13 protein-coding genes are annotated in these 16,034 nt (G+C 66.9%); 4 read left to right on the top strand and 9 right to left on the bottom strand.

Translation table 11 applies throughout. From position 1 onward, the window contains the following. Window positions 1-6 precede the first annotated feature (6 nt). From WFK98_RS02240 to WFK98_RS02225, 4 genes are all read left to right on the top strand, one after another. A complete protein-coding gene (locus WFK98_RS02240) occupies window positions 7-609 on the top strand; it encodes a biliverdin-producing heme oxygenase (RefSeq protein ID WP_266339203.1) in 603 nt (200 codons plus the stop codon). A 250-nt stretch (window positions 610-859) separates the two neighbouring features. Next, window positions 860-2,014, top strand: coding sequence for a tonB-system energizer ExbB (exbB, locus tag WFK98_RS02235; RefSeq protein WP_442907357.1), 1,155 nt, complete (start codon window positions 860-862; stop codon window positions 2,012-2,014). Between the two features lie 5 nt (window positions 2,015-2,019). Next, window positions 2,020-2,499: a TonB system transport protein ExbD gene (gene exbD, locus WFK98_RS02230; protein ID WP_336799137.1), complete on the top strand. Its 480-nt coding sequence runs from the start codon at window positions 2,020-2,022 to the stop codon at window positions 2,497-2,499. After that, window positions 2,496-3,431 carry an energy transducer TonB family protein gene (locus WFK98_RS02225; RefSeq protein WP_336799136.1) on the top strand — a complete coding sequence of 312 codons (936 nt, stop codon included), beginning with the start codon at window positions 2,496-2,498 and terminating at the stop codon, window positions 3,429-3,431. Before exbD ends, WFK98_RS02225 begins: the two co-directional genes overlap by 4 nt. 147 nt (window positions 3,432-3,578) lie before the next feature. Here WFK98_RS02225 and WFK98_RS02220 read toward each other — a convergent pair whose 3' ends face one another. The 9 genes from WFK98_RS02220 to WFK98_RS02180 form a co-directional block, all read right to left on the bottom strand. Then, window positions 3,579-4,793 carry a trans-sulfuration enzyme family protein gene (locus WFK98_RS02220; RefSeq protein ID WP_336799135.1) on the bottom strand — a complete coding sequence of 405 codons (1,215 nt, stop codon included), beginning with the start codon at window positions 4,791-4,793 and terminating at the stop codon, window positions 3,579-3,581. Between the two features lie 14 nt (window positions 4,794-4,807). Further along, entirely contained in the window at window positions 4,808-5,674 is an 867-nt protein-coding gene (locus WFK98_RS02215; RefSeq protein WP_336799134.1) for a carbohydrate ABC transporter permease, read from the bottom strand. Then, complete coding sequence (locus tag WFK98_RS02210; protein WP_336799133.1) at window positions 5,671-6,579, bottom strand: carbohydrate ABC transporter permease; 909 nt, start codon at window positions 6,577-6,579, stop codon at window positions 5,671-5,673. The genes WFK98_RS02215 and WFK98_RS02210 overlap by 4 nt, the downstream gene beginning before the upstream one ends. A 97-nt stretch (window positions 6,580-6,676) precedes the next feature. Further along, on the bottom strand, window positions 6,677-7,891 hold the full coding sequence (locus tag WFK98_RS02205) for an ABC transporter substrate-binding protein (protein WP_336799132.1): 1,215 nt from the start codon (window positions 7,889-7,891) through the stop codon (window positions 6,677-6,679). Window positions 7,892-8,284: 393 nt separating this feature from the next. Continuing rightward, a complete protein-coding gene (locus WFK98_RS02200; protein WP_266339195.1) occupies window positions 8,285-9,247 on the bottom strand; it encodes a dihydrodipicolinate synthase family protein in 963 nt (320 codons plus the stop codon). A 365-nt stretch (window positions 9,248-9,612) separates the two neighbouring features. Next, window positions 9,613-11,298 (bottom strand): hydantoinase B/oxoprolinase family protein, encoded by a 1,686-nt coding sequence (locus WFK98_RS02195; protein ID WP_266339194.1) that lies wholly within the window; start codon window positions 11,296-11,298, stop codon window positions 9,613-9,615. 2 nt (window positions 11,299-11,300) lie between these two features. Further along, the gene (locus tag WFK98_RS02190) at window positions 11,301-13,370 is read right to left on the bottom strand and encodes a hydantoinase/oxoprolinase family protein (protein WP_336799131.1); all 2,070 of its coding nucleotides are present in this window, start codon (window positions 13,368-13,370) and stop codon (window positions 11,301-11,303) included. Window positions 13,371-13,464: 94 nt separating this feature from the next. After that, window positions 13,465-14,439, bottom strand: a complete 975-nt coding sequence (locus tag WFK98_RS02185; protein WP_336799130.1) for an ABC transporter permease — start codon at window positions 14,437-14,439, stop codon at window positions 13,465-13,467. Next, on the bottom strand, window positions 14,436-15,971 hold the full coding sequence (locus WFK98_RS02180) for a sugar ABC transporter ATP-binding protein (protein ID WP_336799129.1): 1,536 nt from the start codon (window positions 15,969-15,971) through the stop codon (window positions 14,436-14,438). The genes WFK98_RS02185 and WFK98_RS02180 overlap by 4 nt, the downstream gene beginning before the upstream one ends. Window positions 15,972-16,034: the final 63 nt, after the last annotated feature.

Here is a 16,034-nt window from a genome sequence, read left to right as displayed (position 1 = left end):
CCGGCCATGAGCGCAACGACGGAACAGGCAAAGCCCATCGAAGCGAGCCGCGCTAAGCTTCTGAAGGCGGAGACCACCGATACCCATAGCCGGCTGGACAAGTCGATCATGGCGGGACGACCGTTCGAAAGCCGCGAGCGCTATGCGATGTTCCTGACGGTGCAGCACCAGTTCCACCGCGACATCGACGCGCTCTACTCCAACCCGGATCTCGACCGCATTCTGCCGGACCTTGCCGGCCGCCGCCGCTTCGGCGACGTCGAGCAGGATCTTGGCGATCTCGCCGTCGCGGCCCCTGCCCCGGCGACGGCGCCCGCCTTCCATGGCGAGGCCGACATCCCGACCGCGCTCGGCTGGCTCTATGTCGCCGAGGGCTCCAATCTCGGCGCCGCCTTCCTGATCAAGGAAGCCGCCAAGCTCGGACTGTCGGAAGAATTCGGCGCCCGCCATCTCGCCGGCGCGCCGGAAGGCCGCGGCCTGCACTGGAAGACGTTCACCGCCGCGCTCGACGCAATCGAGCTCGACCAGGACGAAGAAGCACGCATGGTCGAGGGCGCCCGGGCTGCGTTCCGCCGCGTGCAGGGCCTGGTGAGCGAAGTCTTCGCCTGAAGGCAACCGATACCGGTCGCGTGAATTGAGCGCGATCGCGAAAAGAACGGCCGCCGGGGACAACGCGCCACGGCTTTGAAGATCGGAAGCGGCGGGCTGCTCAGCCTGCCGCCGCCACATGTACAGGCACCCAGGGCGAACGCGTCCACCGGCACCCAAATCGACTGTCGTCTCGGATCGCGACGACCCGGCCGCAAGGTCCGGGTCCGTCGTCGTCCATAGCCTGTACATATGAGCAAGAGATACCGACATGCCCCACCTGATGCAGCCCGCCGCCGCCATTGCCGCGCCCCGAGGGAAACGCAAGGTGGGTCTTCTCGCCGGACTGGCGCTGGCGACGACGCTGATGCTCCCAAGCCTGGCCATCGCCCAGAATACCGGCGCCGAGACGCCCGCGACCCTAGAAGCCCCGGCCGCTCCTGCTGCCGCCCCTTCCGTCAATGCGGACGCGCCGCCGGCTGCCAGCCCCGCCAATGCCGCCCCGGCAGACACGGCACCAGCCGCCAATAATGCAGCGCCAGCCACGGCCGACCCGGCCGCTGCGCCGGCCGTCAACGCGCCAGGCGCTGCGACGCCTGCCGATGCCGCCCCGGCAACCGCCGAGACAACGGCTCCGGCCGCGCCCGCCAAGCCCGTCACCGCCGAGCCGGCCTCGCCGACCGAGATGCTAACCCAGCTCCTGACGCCCGAGCCGCGCAGCGACCTGCCGCACAATCTGTCGCCCTGGGGCATGTTCATGGCGGCCGACTGGGTGGTGAAGGCGGTGATGATCGGCCTCGCCGTCGCCTCGCTGATCACCTGGACGATCTGGCTGGCGAAGACCATCGAGCTCGCCTGCGCGCGGGCCCGCATCCGCCGGGCGCTGACCACCATCCTGTCGTCATCGGGCCTGTCGGAAGCCAGTCGTTCGCTGTCCGGACGCGGTGGCCCGGCCGCCTTCATGGTCCGCACGGCCGAGGATGAGCTGCGGCAATCGGCGATCGTGCTCGACTACGCCGGCGATGGCGGCGTCAAGGAACGGCTCGTTTCCAGCCTCTCCCGCATCGAGGCCCAGGCCGGCCGCCGCATGTCGAAGGGCACCGGCGCGCTGGCCACCATCGGTTCGACCGCGCCCTTCGTCGGCCTGTTCGGCACCGTCTGGGGCATCATGAACGCCTTCATCGGCATTTCGGAATCGCAGACGACCAACCTCGCCGTCGTCGCCCCCGGCATCGCCGAGGCGCTGCTCGCCACCGCCATCGGCCTGGTCGCGGCCATTCCCGCCGTCGTCATCTACAACGTCTTCGCCCGCTCGATCACCGCCTACCGCCAGCTGCTGACGGACGCGGCGACCGGCGTCGAGCGCCTAGTCAGCCGCGACCTCGACTATGCCAAGGTGCCGGCCTCCGCCCGGCAGGCGGGGTAACGGCCATGGCCGGAGGCATCCGTCAGCGCGACAATGGCGAGCTGGAAGAAAACCACGAGATCAACGTCACGCCATTCATCGACGTGATGCTGGTACTGCTCATCATCTTCATGGTGGCGGCGCCGCTCGCCACCGTCGACATCGACATCGACCTGCCGGCCTCGACCGCGCAGCCGAAGGAGCGCCCCGACGAGCCGCTCTACCTGACGCTGAAGTCGGACCTGGCGCTGCATGTCGGCAACGATCCCGTCCAGCGCGAAGACCTCGCCGCCGCGCTCGATCGCTTCACCTCCGGCGACAAGGAAGCCCGCGTCTTCCTGCGGGCCGACGAAGCGGTCGCCTATCGCGAACTGATGGACGTGATGAACCTGCTGCGCAAGGCCGGCTATCTGAAGATCGCGCTGGTCGGGCTGGAAGTGCTTCCCGAGGCGCAGGCCCCGACCGGAGAAGCACCGCCGCCAGCGGCCGGGCCGGTCGTGCCATGACCGACTGGAGCCGCTCGGTCGGCCGGGGCGCGCGGGTCGGCGAGACACTGCTGTGGGCCTCGGCCGGCCTCGTCGTACTGACCGCCCATGTCGGCGCGGCAGCCTGGCTGATGCAGGAGCCGCCGATCGTAGCCGCCGACTCCTCGCCGCCGCCCGCGATCATGATCGAGCTGGCGGCGGAACCCGAAGCCGCCGTCACCGAGAAGACGGAAATCTCGCAGGAAACCACCAGCCAGTCGGAGATCGCGCCGAACATGGCCGAGCCGATCGACGAGCCGACGCCCGAAGAGGTGCAGCCGGTCCAGGAAGTCGCCGAGGCGGTGCAACCGGAGGAGATCCTCGAAGAGACAACGCCACCGGTGCAGGAAGTTGCGGAGATTGAGCCCGTGGTCGACGAGATCGAGCCGGTCGATGACGAGACCGTAGAGATCGAGAACATCGCCGTGCCCCTCCCCGCCCCGCGCCCGAAGCCGCCGGAGCGCAAACTGGTCGAGGAAACCCGTCCGAAGCCGCCCAAGGAACAGGCCAGGAAGCCGGCGCGTGCGGCGCCCTCCGCCTCGTCGAAGGCCAGCGTCGAGGCGGCGGCGCAGGTGAAGCCATCCAACCGCACGGCGGCGCGCCAGTCGACGAGCGGGCTGTTCTCCTCGTCGATGACGCCGGCCAAATGGCAGTCGCGGCTGATGGCGCATCTCGAACGGCGCAAGCGCTATCCGTCCGGCGCCCAGTCGCGCGGCGAGGTCGGCACGGCCACGGTCCGCTTCAGCATCGACGACAGTGGCAACGTGCTGACCGTAGTGCTCGCCGGCTCTTCCGGCTTCCCGGAACTCGACCAGGAAGTGCTGGCGCTTGTCCGTCGCGCCTCGCCGGTGCCGGCGCCGCCCCCCGGCGCCAACAAGACCATCACCGCGCCGGTGCGCTTCCGGCCGCTCTGATCGCCCGCCGCAGATGCGGGCCCTGCCCCGGTCGGCGAGCAACCCCAGCTCCGCCTGGCCGGGAACTAGAAACGGGCGGCCCCTGACCTCGGGCCGCCCGTTTCTGTTTCCGTGCCGCACGCGCGCCGGAGCGCGCGAATCCGTCGCTCAGAGGTCGATATGCATCTGCGCGATCGCCTGGTCGACGTCGGCGATGATGTCGTCGATGTGCTCGATGCCGACCGAGAAGCGCACCAGCCCATCGACCACGCCCATCGCCTCACGCTCCTGGCTCGGAATGTCGAGGAAGGCCATGGTGGCGGGCATCTGGGTCGTCGTGCGCAGGCCGCCGAGGCTGGCCGCGAAGGAGCAGAGCTTGAGCCGCTTCAGCAGCCGCACGCCCGACGCCTCGTCGACGACGCAGAACGACAGCATGGCGCCGCCATCCTTCAGCTGCTCCTTGGCGGAGGCATAGTTCGGGTGCGATTCGAGGCCCGGATAGAACACGCGCTTCACCTGCGGGTGCTTCTCCAGGTACTCGGCCAGCTTGCGGGCGTTGGCGCACTGCTTCTCGAGGCGCAGCGCCAGCGTCTGCGCGCCGCGCAGCAGCAGCCAGGCGTTGAACGGTGACAGCGGCGCGCCCAGCTTGTTCAGCGTGTTCCAGCGGACGTCCTCGAGCCAGTCGGCCGGCAGGATGTCCGACTTCAGCGTGATCACGCCGCCGACCGCGTCGTTGTGGCCGCCAATGAACTTGGTCGCGCTCTCGACGACGACGTCGACGCCGAAATCATGCGGGCGGCAGACGGCGGGCGAGGCGAAGGTGTTGTCGCAGATCACGACGATGCCGCGCGCGTGCGCCAGCTCGACGAGGGCCTTCAGCGGCGGCACCTTCATGGTCGGGTTGGCGATCGACTCGACGTAGAGCACCTTGGTCTTCTCGGTGAACGCCGCCTCGACGGCCTTCACATTGGTGCAATCGACCAGATTGACCGAAAGGCCGAAATCCTGCGCGCGGTGATCGAAGAACTCGTGCGTGCTGGAATAGGTGGTGAGGTCGGCGACGACATGGTCGCCCGCCTTCAGGATGCCGAACAGCGCATGCGAGATCGCCGCCATGCCCGAGGCGGTGGCGAGGCATGAGGTGCCGCCCGTCAGCTTGGCGACATGCTCCTCGAGCTTGTACTCGGTCGGGTTGCCGCAGCGCGAGTAGATGTTCACTTCCTTGCGCGCGCCCGCCACGATCTGGTCGTAGATGTCGCCGCCATACTGGAAGTTGGCCGACATGTAGATCGGGTAGCTGATCGACTGCGAATGCTCCTCGGGATCGTAGAAGACGGCCTGGCTGGCGAAGTTCAGGTCCGAGAGCGGGGGCTTGGACGACATGGGGAAGCTCCTGGTTATTCCTTCACGGCGCCACCCAAGAGGGCGGACGTGATCTGGCGTTCGAAGAAGACGAAGAGGACCAAGGGGGCGATGGCGGCGATCAGGATCGCGGCCAGCATGACGGGATAGTTGGTGATGTGCTCGCCGACGAAATCCGTCAGGCCGACCGGCAGCGTCTTGCGCGCCGGGCTGTTGATGAACACGACCGGGAACAGGAAGTCGTTCCAGACCCAGATCATGTTGACGACCGCGACCGTGAACATGGCCGGCCAGGCGATCGGCATGGCGATATGGCGGAAGATCCCGAACTCGCCGGTGCCGTCCAGCCGCGCCGCGTCGAAGAGCTCGCGCGGCAGCGTCACGAAGAAGGCGCGCATGATGAAGATCGAGACCGGGATGTTGAACGCCGCCGTCGGCAGGATGACGCCGAGATGGGTATCGAGCAGGCCGGCCTTGCGCAGCAGCACGACCAGCGGCACCAGCGCGACATAGGCGGGAATCGCCATCGCCGCCATCAGGCTCAGCTCCACCCCGGCCATCCAGCGCGGCTTGTAGACGGCGAGCGCATAGCCGGCGAGCGTCGCGACGATCACGGTGAGGAGGGTCGCGCCGGCCATGATCCAGAGCGAGTTCATCGCATAGGTGCCGAGCGCGCCGCCGCTCCAGGCGCCGACATAGGCGTCGAAGGAGAAGGAGGTTGGCAGCGCCCAGACGGAGCGCATGAACTCCTTGTTGGTCTTCAGCGTGCTGTAGCCCATCCAGACGAACGGGAAGATCACCATCAGCACATGCGCGGTCAGCACCGCCAGCACGACGATGGTGGTCGGCGTGACGCGGCGGACGGGGCCGGAGGCCGGCAGGGTCGAGGCGCGCATTCTCATCGCTCGCTCCCTCCGCGCGCCCGCTTCAGATAGCGGAAGATGACGAAGGCGCCTGCCGCCGTCAGCACCATCTGGGCAAAGCCGATCGTCGCGGCGTAGCCCATCTCGAAGCTGCTGAAGCCGGCCTTGTAGAGATAGGTCGAGACGACCTCGCTGGCGTGGTTGGGTCCGCCATTGGTGAGCACGAAGACGAGCGAGAAGGTCTTCAGCGAGCCGATGATGGCGAGCAGGGCATTGGCGCGCACGGCGTCCCAGACCATCGGCACGGTGATCGAGAAGAACTTGGTGAAATGGCCGGCGCCGTCGATTTCGGCCGTCTCGTAGAGGCTTTCGGGCACGTTGCGCACGGCGGCGACGAAGAGCAGCACGTAGAGGCCGAGATAGGTGAAGCTCATCACCACGACGACGGCCGGGAAGGCGGTGGCGGAATCGCCCAGCCAGCCGCGCTGCAGCCAGCCGAGGCCGAGCGCCTTCAACGACGCGTTCACCAGCCCGAAATAGGGATTGTACAGGAAGCGCCAGAGCAGGCCGATGCAGATCTCGCTGACCATCACCGGCACGAGATAGAAGAACAGGAACAGCCGGCTGACGAAGGGAACGATGCGGACCAGGCAATAGGCGATGAGGAGCGCCAGGAACACCTGCAGCACGATCGCGGTCGCGGCGATCAGGATGTTGCGGCCGAGCGACTTCCAGAAGATCGCGTCGGCGGCGAGACGCAGGAAATTGTCGAGGCCGATGAAGGCCGGGGCCGAGGCGCCGTCCCAGCGGAAGAAGGAGAGCCAGCCCGCATAGACGATCGGATAGGCGACGAAGACCGCAATCAGGACGAAGGCCGGCAGCAGGAACAGGAGCGCCGCGCGGGTCTGCTCCTTCGGCGCGACGTCGCGCGAGCTCGATGTCATGGGCTGTCCTTGGGACTTTCCTCGGGTCTTTCTCGGGCTTTGCCCGGAAACGCACGCGGCGGGGTCGCCCCCGCCGCGCGATATCGGATAGCGGTCGTTACTGGCCGGCCTTGAGCGCGTCCTCGACCTTCTTCGCCGCGTCCTCGGGCTTGACCGAACCGTCGAGCACGCCCTGCAGGCTGGTGTAGTAGGCGTTGGTGGCCTTGGGCGGCATCGCCGTGTCGTAGAACGGGTCAAGATGGCCGGCCGACTTCATCAGGCCGTTGCTGATGCCGTAGAGGACCGGACCGGCGGCCGCCTCGGTGGTCGCGTCCTTGACGGTGACCATCGTCTTGCGCAGCTCGACATACTTGGTCATCACCTCGGGCGAGGTCAGGAAGCGCAGCAGCGTCACCGCGTCGGCCTTGTTGGCGGCCTTCTCGGAGATGCCGAACGCCGCCGCCACGCCGGCGAGCACGTCCGTCTGGTCGCCCTTGCCGCCGGCGACTGCCGGGAAGGCGAAGGAGGCGAGCTCGAAGCCCTCCGGCGCGTCCTTGGAGGCACCGATCTGCCAGGTGCCGTTCAGCAGCATCGCCGCCTGGCCGTTCAGGAAGAGCATGTTGGCTTCCTGGTCGCTCATGCCGTTGAAGCCGATCGGGAAATAGCCCTTCTGGGCGAGATCGGCGACGCGGGCGAAGGCGTCACTGGCCTCGGGGAGCAGCGTCGCGTCGGCGTCCTTGTTGACGAAGGCGGCGACGGCGCCCGAGCCCTTCAGGCGCATCTCGAGATACTGGAACCAGAAGGTGGCCGGCCAGGAATCCTTGTTTCCGAGCGCGAACGGGATCAGGCCCTCGCCCTTGACCTTCTCGGCGAGTGCGACGAGCTCGTCATAGGTCTTGGGGACTTCCCAGCCATGCTCGGCGAACAGCGCCTTGTTGTACCAGAACACGGCGGCGTCGACGTCGACCGGCACGGCATAGGCCTTGCCGTTCTTGGTGGTCTGGGCGAGCGCGCTCTCGAGGAAGGTGGCGCCCCAGCCATCCTTGGCCAGGTCCTGGTCCAGAGCGTACATCTGGCCGCCATCGACGAAGGCGCCGAGGAAGCCGCCCGGGAGCGTGTAGAACACGTCGGGCGGATTGCCGGAGGCCATCGCCGTGTTGAGCTTGGTCTTGTAGGCGGACTGCTCGGCCGGAACGACATCGAGCTTGATGTCGGGATGCGCCTTGGCAAAGGCGTCGAGCGCGAAATTGATGAAGTCGGTCTTGTCCTGCTGGCCGGCATAAGCATGCCAGAAGCTGAGTTCGCCGGCGGACGCCGACGCGGTTCCCAGCATGACGGCCACTCCCATGGCCAGTAGCCCCTTCAGTCGCATTGCGCTTCTCCCGACGGTTTCAAAGGGTGATGTCTTAGTCGTGTCACACTACGCCGGGCGTTTCCAGATCGCCCAGGATCTGGGCACAGGGCGCGAAAACAGGCTGTCGCGACGGAATTGTGCGCGCAGGTTGTGCGACCACGCATGAAACTTAGGCAGACGCTACGGCATGGAGGGAAAAGCCGCCGTCAGCGGGTGATCCGGCTGCCGTTGCGGTCTCGGCGACCGGCCGCGCGGATTCCTGGGGATGTCGCGTTCCGGCAGGTGGAATCAGCACGTCCATCGCTTGCGGAGCGGAAAAGAAAAGGCCCTCCCGCCGGGAGGGCCTCGTCATCTTCCAGGCCGCGTTCTGGATCAGGCCGCGTTCTTCTTGGCGTTGCCGAACTGCTTGCTCCATTCGGCGTACCAGGTTTCGAACAGCGCCAGCTGCGAGCCGGCATAGTTGCGCTGGCTGTCGCTCAGCACGTCGCTCTCGTTGAAGTGCAGCGTGTATTCCGCGTCGCCCTTCAGCACCATCAAGTGCTTGTAGTAGAGGACCAGATCGACGCCCTCGTCGAAGGACGACAGCACCTTGAGCGCACTCTCCAGCTCCAGGGCGCGGGCGCGGGCCTCGACGTCGCCCTTCGCCGCTGCCTTGCAGAGCGTGAAGAGGTGCAGCACTTCCTTCGGCAGGGCATTGCCGATACCGGTGATCGCGCCGGTGGCGCCGCAATAGATGAAGCCATGGAACACGGCGGTGTCGACACCGACCATCAGCGTGACGGTGTCGTCGCGGCTGGTGATGTGTTCGGCCGCGTAGGTCATGTCGGCCGGACCGCCGAACTCCTTGAAGCCGATCAGGTTCGGATGCTCGGCGCGCAGCGCGAAGAACAGGTCCGCGCGGGTGGCGAAGCCGTAATGGGGGCTGTTGTAGATCACCGCCGGCAGGTCGGGCGCGGCGGCGAGGATCGCCTTGAAGTGATTGCGCTGCGCCGCCACCGACGAACCGCGCGACAGGACGCGCGGAATGACCATCAGGCCCTGGGCGCCGACCTTCTGCGCGTGTGCCGAGATCGCAACAGCGCTCGCGGTATTGACCGCGCCGGTGCCGACGATAACGGGAACGCCGGCCTTCACCAGGCGCTCCACGCCTTCCATGCGCTGCGCATCGCTCAGGAGCGGCCAGTCGCCCATCGAGCCGCAATAGACGACAGCCGACATGCCGTGGGCGATCAGTTCCTTGCCCTTGCGCACCAGCGCGTCGAAATCGGGCGTGCGATCAGCCTTGCACGGCGTCATCAGCGCCGGAATGCAGCCGGAAAAAATGGCGGACTTCATTTGGTTCTCCTTCAGAGCCTGTCTTCTCGGCTTCGCGGCGCAGGGCGCGAACCGCCTTGATCCTGACTCACCATATCATTTGTATTTTACTTGTCGACAAAAATTGCACGACCGAGAGCAACTTTAGGCTGCCCGCTCCGGCATCCGTTCGGCAAGCCCTTCCGCGTGGCCAGCCGCGCCCGAAAGCGCGGAAAACGGCAAACTCGGAAAGCGTTCGGCATGACGAAACGGACAGGCACCGACAATGCCTGGTGCCCTCGCCGGACGGCGGGCTCACGCCAGCCTGCCCGTCCTGATTGCAGGATGCCGGATCATCAGCTGCGATCCGGCATCCGCCCGTCTAGCCGCGCAACGAAGCGCGGATCTCAGCCTTCGTAGCCATAGATCTCGGTGGCGCGCGCCGGGGTCAGGTAGCCGTTCAGGATGTCGCGCTCGATCGCCTCGCGGCTGCGCCGGGCGGGATCGCCGAAGCCGCCGCCATTGCCGGTGACGACGCGGATGACGTCACCCGTGTTGACCTCGACATTGGTGGCGAAGGAGAGGCGCTCCTTGCTGCCGTCCGTGCGGCGCAGCTCGATATAGTTGGTCGAGCCGTCCAGGCCGCCGGCGACGCCCCATGGCGGAATGCGCGAACGGGTGTAGCCGAGCGACAGGAAGTTGTTGTCGGCGCGGACGCGGTAATGCACGTCGATGCCCTTGCCGCCGCGCCACTGGCCCTCGCCGCCCGGCTCGGCATTGAGCGCGACCTGGTCGACCGCGAGGCCGTAGCGGGCTTCGGCGACCTCGGCCGGGCAGTTGAAGGTTTCGCCGTGGAAGCCGGAGAACTGGCCGCTCGGGCCGTCCGACCCTTCCCATGCGCCCCAGCCGCCGATCTGCGGCTCGACGATGGTGTAGTGGCGGCCATGCTCGGGATGCGGGCCGCCGACGGTGGTGCCGCAGATCGAGGCGAAATTGCCGGCCGGCACGACGCCCGGGAAATGCGAGGCGAGCGCGCGCAGGATCATGTCGAACACGCGGATCTCGACTTCCGAATAGTAGCCGAGCGCGCCGGGCGCCTCGACGTGGAAGATCGTGCCGGGCTTGGTCACCACCTTCAACGGCCGGAAGAAGCCGCCATTGCCGGGCGCGTCCGGGTCGGTGAACGCCTTGAAAGCGAGCTGGACGGCGATCTCCGTGCCCTCGCGGCTCGAATTGGACGAGCCCTTCTGCTTCGGATTGTCGGTGAGATCGACGACGAACTCGTCGGCATTGATCGTCAGCGTGACGCGGTGGATGGCGCCGGTGTCCTGCTCTTCCTCGAAGGTGTAGGTCCCTTCGGGGATGTTGCGCAGCGCCGCGCGGGCCCGGCGCTCGCCGAGCTGCATGTAGTCGTCGACCGCCGCCTCGAAGGTGTCGGCGCCGTATTTCTCGACCAGTTCCAGCACGCGCCGCTCGCCGATCCGGAGACCGGCGATGCCGGCCCAGAGGTCGCCGCGCAGATAGTCCGGCAGGCGCGTGTTGACGTAGAGGATGTCGAACACGGCCTTGTTCTCGCGGCCTTCCTCGAACAGCTTCACCGCGGGGATGCGGACGCCTTCCTGGAAGATCTCGGTCGCGTCGGTCGACATCGAGCCCGGCACGTTGCCGCCGACATCGTTCCAGTGGGCGATGTTGGAGACCCAGGCGATCAGGCGCCCCTCATGAAAGACGGGGGCCGCCAGCACCATGTCGTTCAGGTGGGTGACGCCGCCGAAATAGGGATCGTTCGAGGCGAACACGTCGCCCGGCTTGATCTCGTCCAGCGAGTACTTCTTGAAGATGCCCTTGATCGCCTTGTCGAGCACGCCGATGAAGGCGGGAATGCCGGCGCCCGACGCCGCGATCTCGCCATGGCGGTCGAGCACCGAGGTGGAGAGGTCGAGCACCTCGTAGATGATCGCGCTCATCGAGGTCTTCACCTGCGCGACGAACATCTCGTCGGCGATGGCCTCCAGCGCGCTCTGGATGATGTCGAAGGTGACGGGATCGAAGTCCTTGGTCGTCGTGGCCTTCACGGTCGTCATGTCGTTCATGATCAGCCCCGGATCTCGATGTGGGTGTTGCCGAAGGTGTCGATCTCGACGCGGTTGCCGGGATGGACGACGATGGTGGTGCCGGGATCCTCGATGATCGCCGGGCCGTTGAAGCGCATGCCGGGCTCGAACTTCGTGGCGTCGTAGATCGTCGCCTCGTGCACGCCTTCGGTGGCGTAGTCGACCATGCGGCGGCCCTTGACGGCGTCCTCCAGCTTGGCGCCGGTGACCGGCATCGGCACCAGCTCGAGCTTGCCGACCTCGCTCGCCGCGATCAGGTGCAGGCCGATGATCTCGACCTCCGCCTGCAGGCGATAGGTGTATTCGCGCTCATAGACCTCGTGGAACGACGTCACCATCGCCTGGATCTCGGCCGGGCCGATGCGGCCGGCCTCGATCGGCACCTCGACGGCGAATTCCTGGTTCTGGTAGCGGCAGCGCACCTGCGGCCGCATGGTGATCTTCTCGCTCGCGACGCCCTCGCGGGCGAACTCTTCACGGGCGAGGTCCATCATGCCGGCGAGCAGGTCGTCGAGGCCGGCATGGTCGGTGGCGTCGAGCAGGCGGGTGACGAAATAGTCGCGCCGCAGGTCCGACATCATCATGCCCCAGGCCGAGAAGACCGGTGCGCCGCGCGGCACCACCACCTTCTTGACGCCGAGCTCCTGGCCGAGCGCCACGCCGTGCATCGGGCCGCCGCCGCCGAACACCACCAGGGTGAAGTCGCGCGGGTCATAGCCGCGATTGACCGAGACCAGCTTGAGCGCGTTGACCATGTTCGAATTGGCGATGCGGACGATGCCGCGCGCCACGTCGACCGGCGCCGTGCCGAGCTTGTCGGCGAGCTCCGCCAGCGCGCCGTTCAGCGCGCCGATATCGGCCTTGACCGTGCCGCCGCAGAAATAGTCCGGATTGATGCGGCCGAGCGCCAGGTTGGCGTCGGTCGTCGTCGCCTTGGTGCCGCCGCGGCCATAGGCGGCCGGTCCGGGGGTGGAGCCGGCCGATTGCGGGCCGACATGCAGCTTGTCGAAATCGTCGACCCAGGCGATCGAACCGCCGCCATTGCCGATCTCGACGAGATCGACCACCGGCACCATGATCGGATAGCCGGCCGAGCGGCGGTTGCGCTCGATCCAGTAGTCCGTCTTGATCGTCACCTGGCCGCCCTCGATCAGCGAGCACTTCGCCGTCGTGCCGCCGATGTCGAGCGCCAGCACGTTGGGCTCGCCGATGATGCGGCCGAGTTCCGCCGCGCCCCAGAAGCCCGAGGCCGGGCCGCTCTCGACCATGGTGATCGGCACGGCCTTGACCGCCTCGACGGAGTCGACGCCGCAGTTCGACTGCATGATGAAGAGATTGCCGCGATAGCCCCTGCCCTTCAGGCCGCTCTCGAGCTTCTCCAGATAGCGCTCCGCCTTCGGCTGCACATAGGCCGAGAACACCGTGGTGTTGGTGCGCTCATATTCGCGCCATTCGCGGGTTATCTGGTGCGAGGCGACGGCGGTGACGCCCGGCCACCGGGCGCGCACGCCGTCGAGGATCGCCTTCTCATGCGCCGGGTTGGCGTAGGAGTGCAGCAGGCAGATCGCCACCGCCTCGACGCCATCAGCCCGGAAATCGGCGACGATCGCGTCGAGCTCCGAGAGATCGAGCGCCGTCACCTCGGTGCCGCGATAATCCATGCGGCCCGTCACCTCGCGGCGCAGGTAGCGCTCGACGAAGGGTTCCGGCTTCACATATTTCAGATTGAAGAAATCGGGGCGGTTGCCGCGGCCGATCTCGATCGCGTCGCGAAAGCCCCGGGTGACGATCAGGCCGACCTTGGCGCCCTTGCGCTCGGTCAGCGCGTTGATCACCACGGTGGTGCCGTGGGCGAAGAAGTCGACCGCCTCGACGTCGACGCCGGCCTTGTCGAAGACGTTCAGAACGCCCTTCTCGAAATCCGGCGGCGTGGTGTCGGACTTTTCCGTCCGCACGGTCTGCACGCCGGTGGCCATGTCCATCTCGAAATAGACGAGATCGGTGAAGGTGCCGCCAACGTCGGTGGAGACACGCGTAATCTTCTCAGTCATGAACGACCTCTCGGGCAAATGAGTGCCGATGCCTGCGACGACCGTCGGGCCGTCGCGGGAGCCGGAAGCGAATGGGGGCGCGCCCGCTAAAGGATCAGCGGCGCGGTTTCGACGCCGCGAGCGCCACCGCGACGACGATGATCACGCCGGTGGTCAGATCCTTGAAGAACGGGTTCACGTTCAGGATGTTGAAACCGTTGCCGATCAGCGCCATCAGCAGCACGCCGGAGACGGAACGCCAGATCGCGCCGGCGCCGCCCATGATCGAGGTGCCGCCGAGGATGACCGCCGCGATCGCCTCGAGCTCCATGCCGGCGCCCGCCTGGGGCGAGGCCATGGAGAGGCGCGACACGGTGATGACGCCGGCAAGGCCCGCCGCGCCGCCAGAGATCGCGAAGGTGGCGATCTTGATCAGCTTGGTGCGGATGCCGGAGAGGATCGCCGCTTCCTCGTTGCCGCCGACCGCGAACACGCGCCGGCCGAAGGTGGTGCGGTTCAGCAGCAGCATCATGACCAGCATGAACAGGACGAAGACGATCACGGCGATGTTGACCATGCCGACCTTCTCGCGGCCGAGCCAGGCGAACTCCGGAATGCGCACGGGGATCAGCGCACCGCCGGTGATCAGGATGGCGATGCCGCGATAGACGAGGCTGGTGGCGAGCGTCACCAGGAAGGAATGCACGTTGAAGGCGGTGATGATCACGCCGTTGACGAGACCCAGCGCCACGCCGATCAGCGGTCCGGCGATCATTGCCGTCACCGGATCGACATTGACGGCGATCCAGCCGGCCGAGACCGAGGCGACGCCGAAGATGGCGCCGGTCGAAAGGTCGAAGCCGCCGGCGATGATCACTAGGGTCAGCGCGCAGGCGATGATCGCGAGCGGAGCGCTCTGGTTGACGATGTTGAGCAGGTTGCGGGGCGTCAGGAAGCTGTCGGAGGCAAAGGTCAGGCCGATCAGAAGCGCGGCGATGATGACGAGAACGCCATATTCGCGCGCGAAGGACGCGACCGAGAACCGGGGGGCCTGCCGTCCGCCTGCCAGGATTGCACGCGTATCGGTCATTGCAGGGGTGTCTCCTGGATGTCGTGGTTGCGGCTCTGCTCCCGGAAGATGCGGTTGAGCGCGGCGTCCACGGTGAGATCGCGGCAGGACACCTCGTCGAAGATCCGGCCTTCGCTCATGAGGTAGCCGCGGTGGGAGAGGTTGATGACTTCTTCCAGCTCGGAGGAAATGAGCAGGACGCCAGTTCCGGCGGCGGCCATCTCGACGATGAATTCATGGATGCGCTGGCGGGCGCCGATGTCGACGCCGCGGCTCGGCTCGTCAAGGATGAGCAGACGCGGCTTGGCGACGGCCCATTTCGACAGCAGCACCTTCTGCTGGTTGCCGCCCGAATAGAACGCGACCTCGCCATCGACCTTGCCCGGCACGATGCCGAAATGCTTGATCATCGCGCGGACACGGTCCATCTCCTCGTTGCGATTGAGGAGGCCGAAGCGGCTGAGGCCGCCCAGCGTCGCGAGGCTGATGTTCGGCCGCGTCGTCTGCGTCAGCACGAGGCCCTGCTTGCGCCGGTCCTCTGGAACGAGCGCGACGCCCTGGGCGACGGCGCGGGTGACGTCGAGCCGGCGCTGCTCGATGCCGTCGATCGCGTAGCTGCCCGCCTCGATCGGATCGGCGCCGAACATGGCACGGCCGATTTCGGTGCGGCCGGAGCCGACCAGCCCGATCAGGCCGACAATCTCGCCCGGCCGGACGAGCAGCGAAACGTCGCGCAGGCCCGTATCGGTCGAGACATTGCGCATCTCGGCGATCGGCTTCACCGTCTCCGCCGGCGCCGGGGGAAGGCTCGGCCAGATGATGTTCGAGGCCTGGCCCAGCATGCTGTCGACGAGGCTCTGCTTGGTCTCTCCCTCGACCGAGGCGGTGCGCACCACGCGGCCGTCGCGCATGACGGTGATGCGGTCGCAGTTCGCCAGGATGTGATCGAGGAAATGGCTGACATAGATGACGGTGACGCCGTTCGACTTCAGCCGCCGGATCAGCTGGTGCAGCCGCTCCGCCTCGTCCTCGGTCAGCGACGAGGTCGGCTCGTCCATGATGATGACGCGGGCGTTGCGGGCAATCGCCCGCATGATCTCGACCTTCTGCCGCTCGGCGATGCGAAGGTTCGCCACCTTGGCCCTGGGATCGAGGCCGAAGTCGCAGGTCGCCTCGATCACGGCGAAGCGTTCGAGATCGCCGCCGACCAGCAGGCCGGCGCGGTGGCTTTCGAGGCCCAGGAAGACGTTCTGGGCCACGGTGAGCTCGGGGACGAGCTGCAGCTCCTGGTGGATCATCGCGATGCCGCGCAAAAGCGCCTCGCGCGGGGAGAAACGGCCGATCTTCTCGCCGAAGACCGTGATCTCGCCGCCATCGGCGGAATAGTAGCCACCGACGATCTTGCCGACGCTGGACTTGCCGGCGCCATTCTCGCCGACGAGGGCATGGACCTCGCCGGCCTTGAAATCGATGTTGATGTCGTCGAGGACCCGTGTCCCTCCGAAGCTCTTGACGACACCACGAATGCTGACGGCATGGCCTTCCGCAGTCATGGTTTTCCTTTCTTCGTATCGTCCGGGCAGAGGAGGCGGCGCGGCCGAAGCGGCGCCGCCGAA

The organism is Kaistia sp. MMO-174, assembly GCF_037147815.1.
Classification (GTDB): domain Bacteria; phylum Pseudomonadota; class Alphaproteobacteria; order Rhizobiales; family Kaistiaceae; genus Kaistia; species Kaistia nematophila.
Note: the sequence above shows the minus strand (reverse complement) of the source record. Positions and strands in the feature narration are given on the sequence as shown.

Excerpts from the sequence above, each read along its gene's own strand:
- WFK98_RS02225 (WP_336799136.1), top strand. The coding sequence starts at position 2,496 with ATGACCGACTGGAGCCGCTCGGTCGGCCGGGGCGCGCGGGTCGGCGAG.
- exbB (WP_442907357.1), top strand. The coding sequence starts at position 860 with ATGCCCCACCTGATGCAGCCCGCCGCCGCCATTGCCGCGCCCCGAGGG.
- WFK98_RS02240 (WP_266339203.1), top strand. The coding sequence starts at position 7 with ATGAGCGCAACGACGGAACAGGCAAAGCCCATCGAAGCGAGCCGCGCT.
- WFK98_RS02210 (WP_336799133.1), bottom strand. The coding sequence starts at position 6,579 with ATGACATCGAGCTCGCGCGACGTCGCGCCGAAGGAGCAGACCCGCGCG.
- WFK98_RS02180 (WP_336799129.1), bottom strand. The coding sequence starts at position 15,971 with ATGACTGCGGAAGGCCATGCCGTCAGCATTCGTGGTGTCGTCAAGAGC.
- WFK98_RS02215 (WP_336799134.1), bottom strand. The coding sequence starts at position 5,674 with ATGAGAATGCGCGCCTCGACCCTGCCGGCCTCCGGCCCCGTCCGCCGC.
- exbD (WP_336799137.1), top strand. The coding sequence starts at position 2,020 with ATGGCCGGAGGCATCCGTCAGCGCGACAATGGCGAGCTGGAAGAAAAC.
- WFK98_RS02195 (WP_266339194.1), bottom strand. The coding sequence starts at position 11,298 with ATGAACGACATGACGACCGTGAAGGCCACGACGACCAAGGACTTCGAT.
- WFK98_RS02205 (WP_336799132.1), bottom strand. The coding sequence starts at position 7,891 with ATGCTGGGAACCGCGTCGGCGTCCGCCGGCGAACTCAGCTTCTGGCAT.
- WFK98_RS02220 (WP_336799135.1), bottom strand. The coding sequence starts at position 4,793 with ATGTCGTCCAAGCCCCCGCTCTCGGACCTGAACTTCGCCAGCCAGGCC.
- WFK98_RS02185 (WP_336799130.1), bottom strand. The coding sequence starts at position 14,439 with ATGACCGATACGCGTGCAATCCTGGCAGGCGGACGGCAGGCCCCCCGG.
- WFK98_RS02200 (WP_266339195.1), bottom strand. The coding sequence starts at position 9,247 with ATGAAGTCCGCCATTTTTTCCGGCTGCATTCCGGCGCTGATGACGCCG.
- WFK98_RS02190 (WP_336799131.1), bottom strand. The coding sequence starts at position 13,370 with ATGACTGAGAAGATTACGCGTGTCTCCACCGACGTTGGCGGCACCTTC.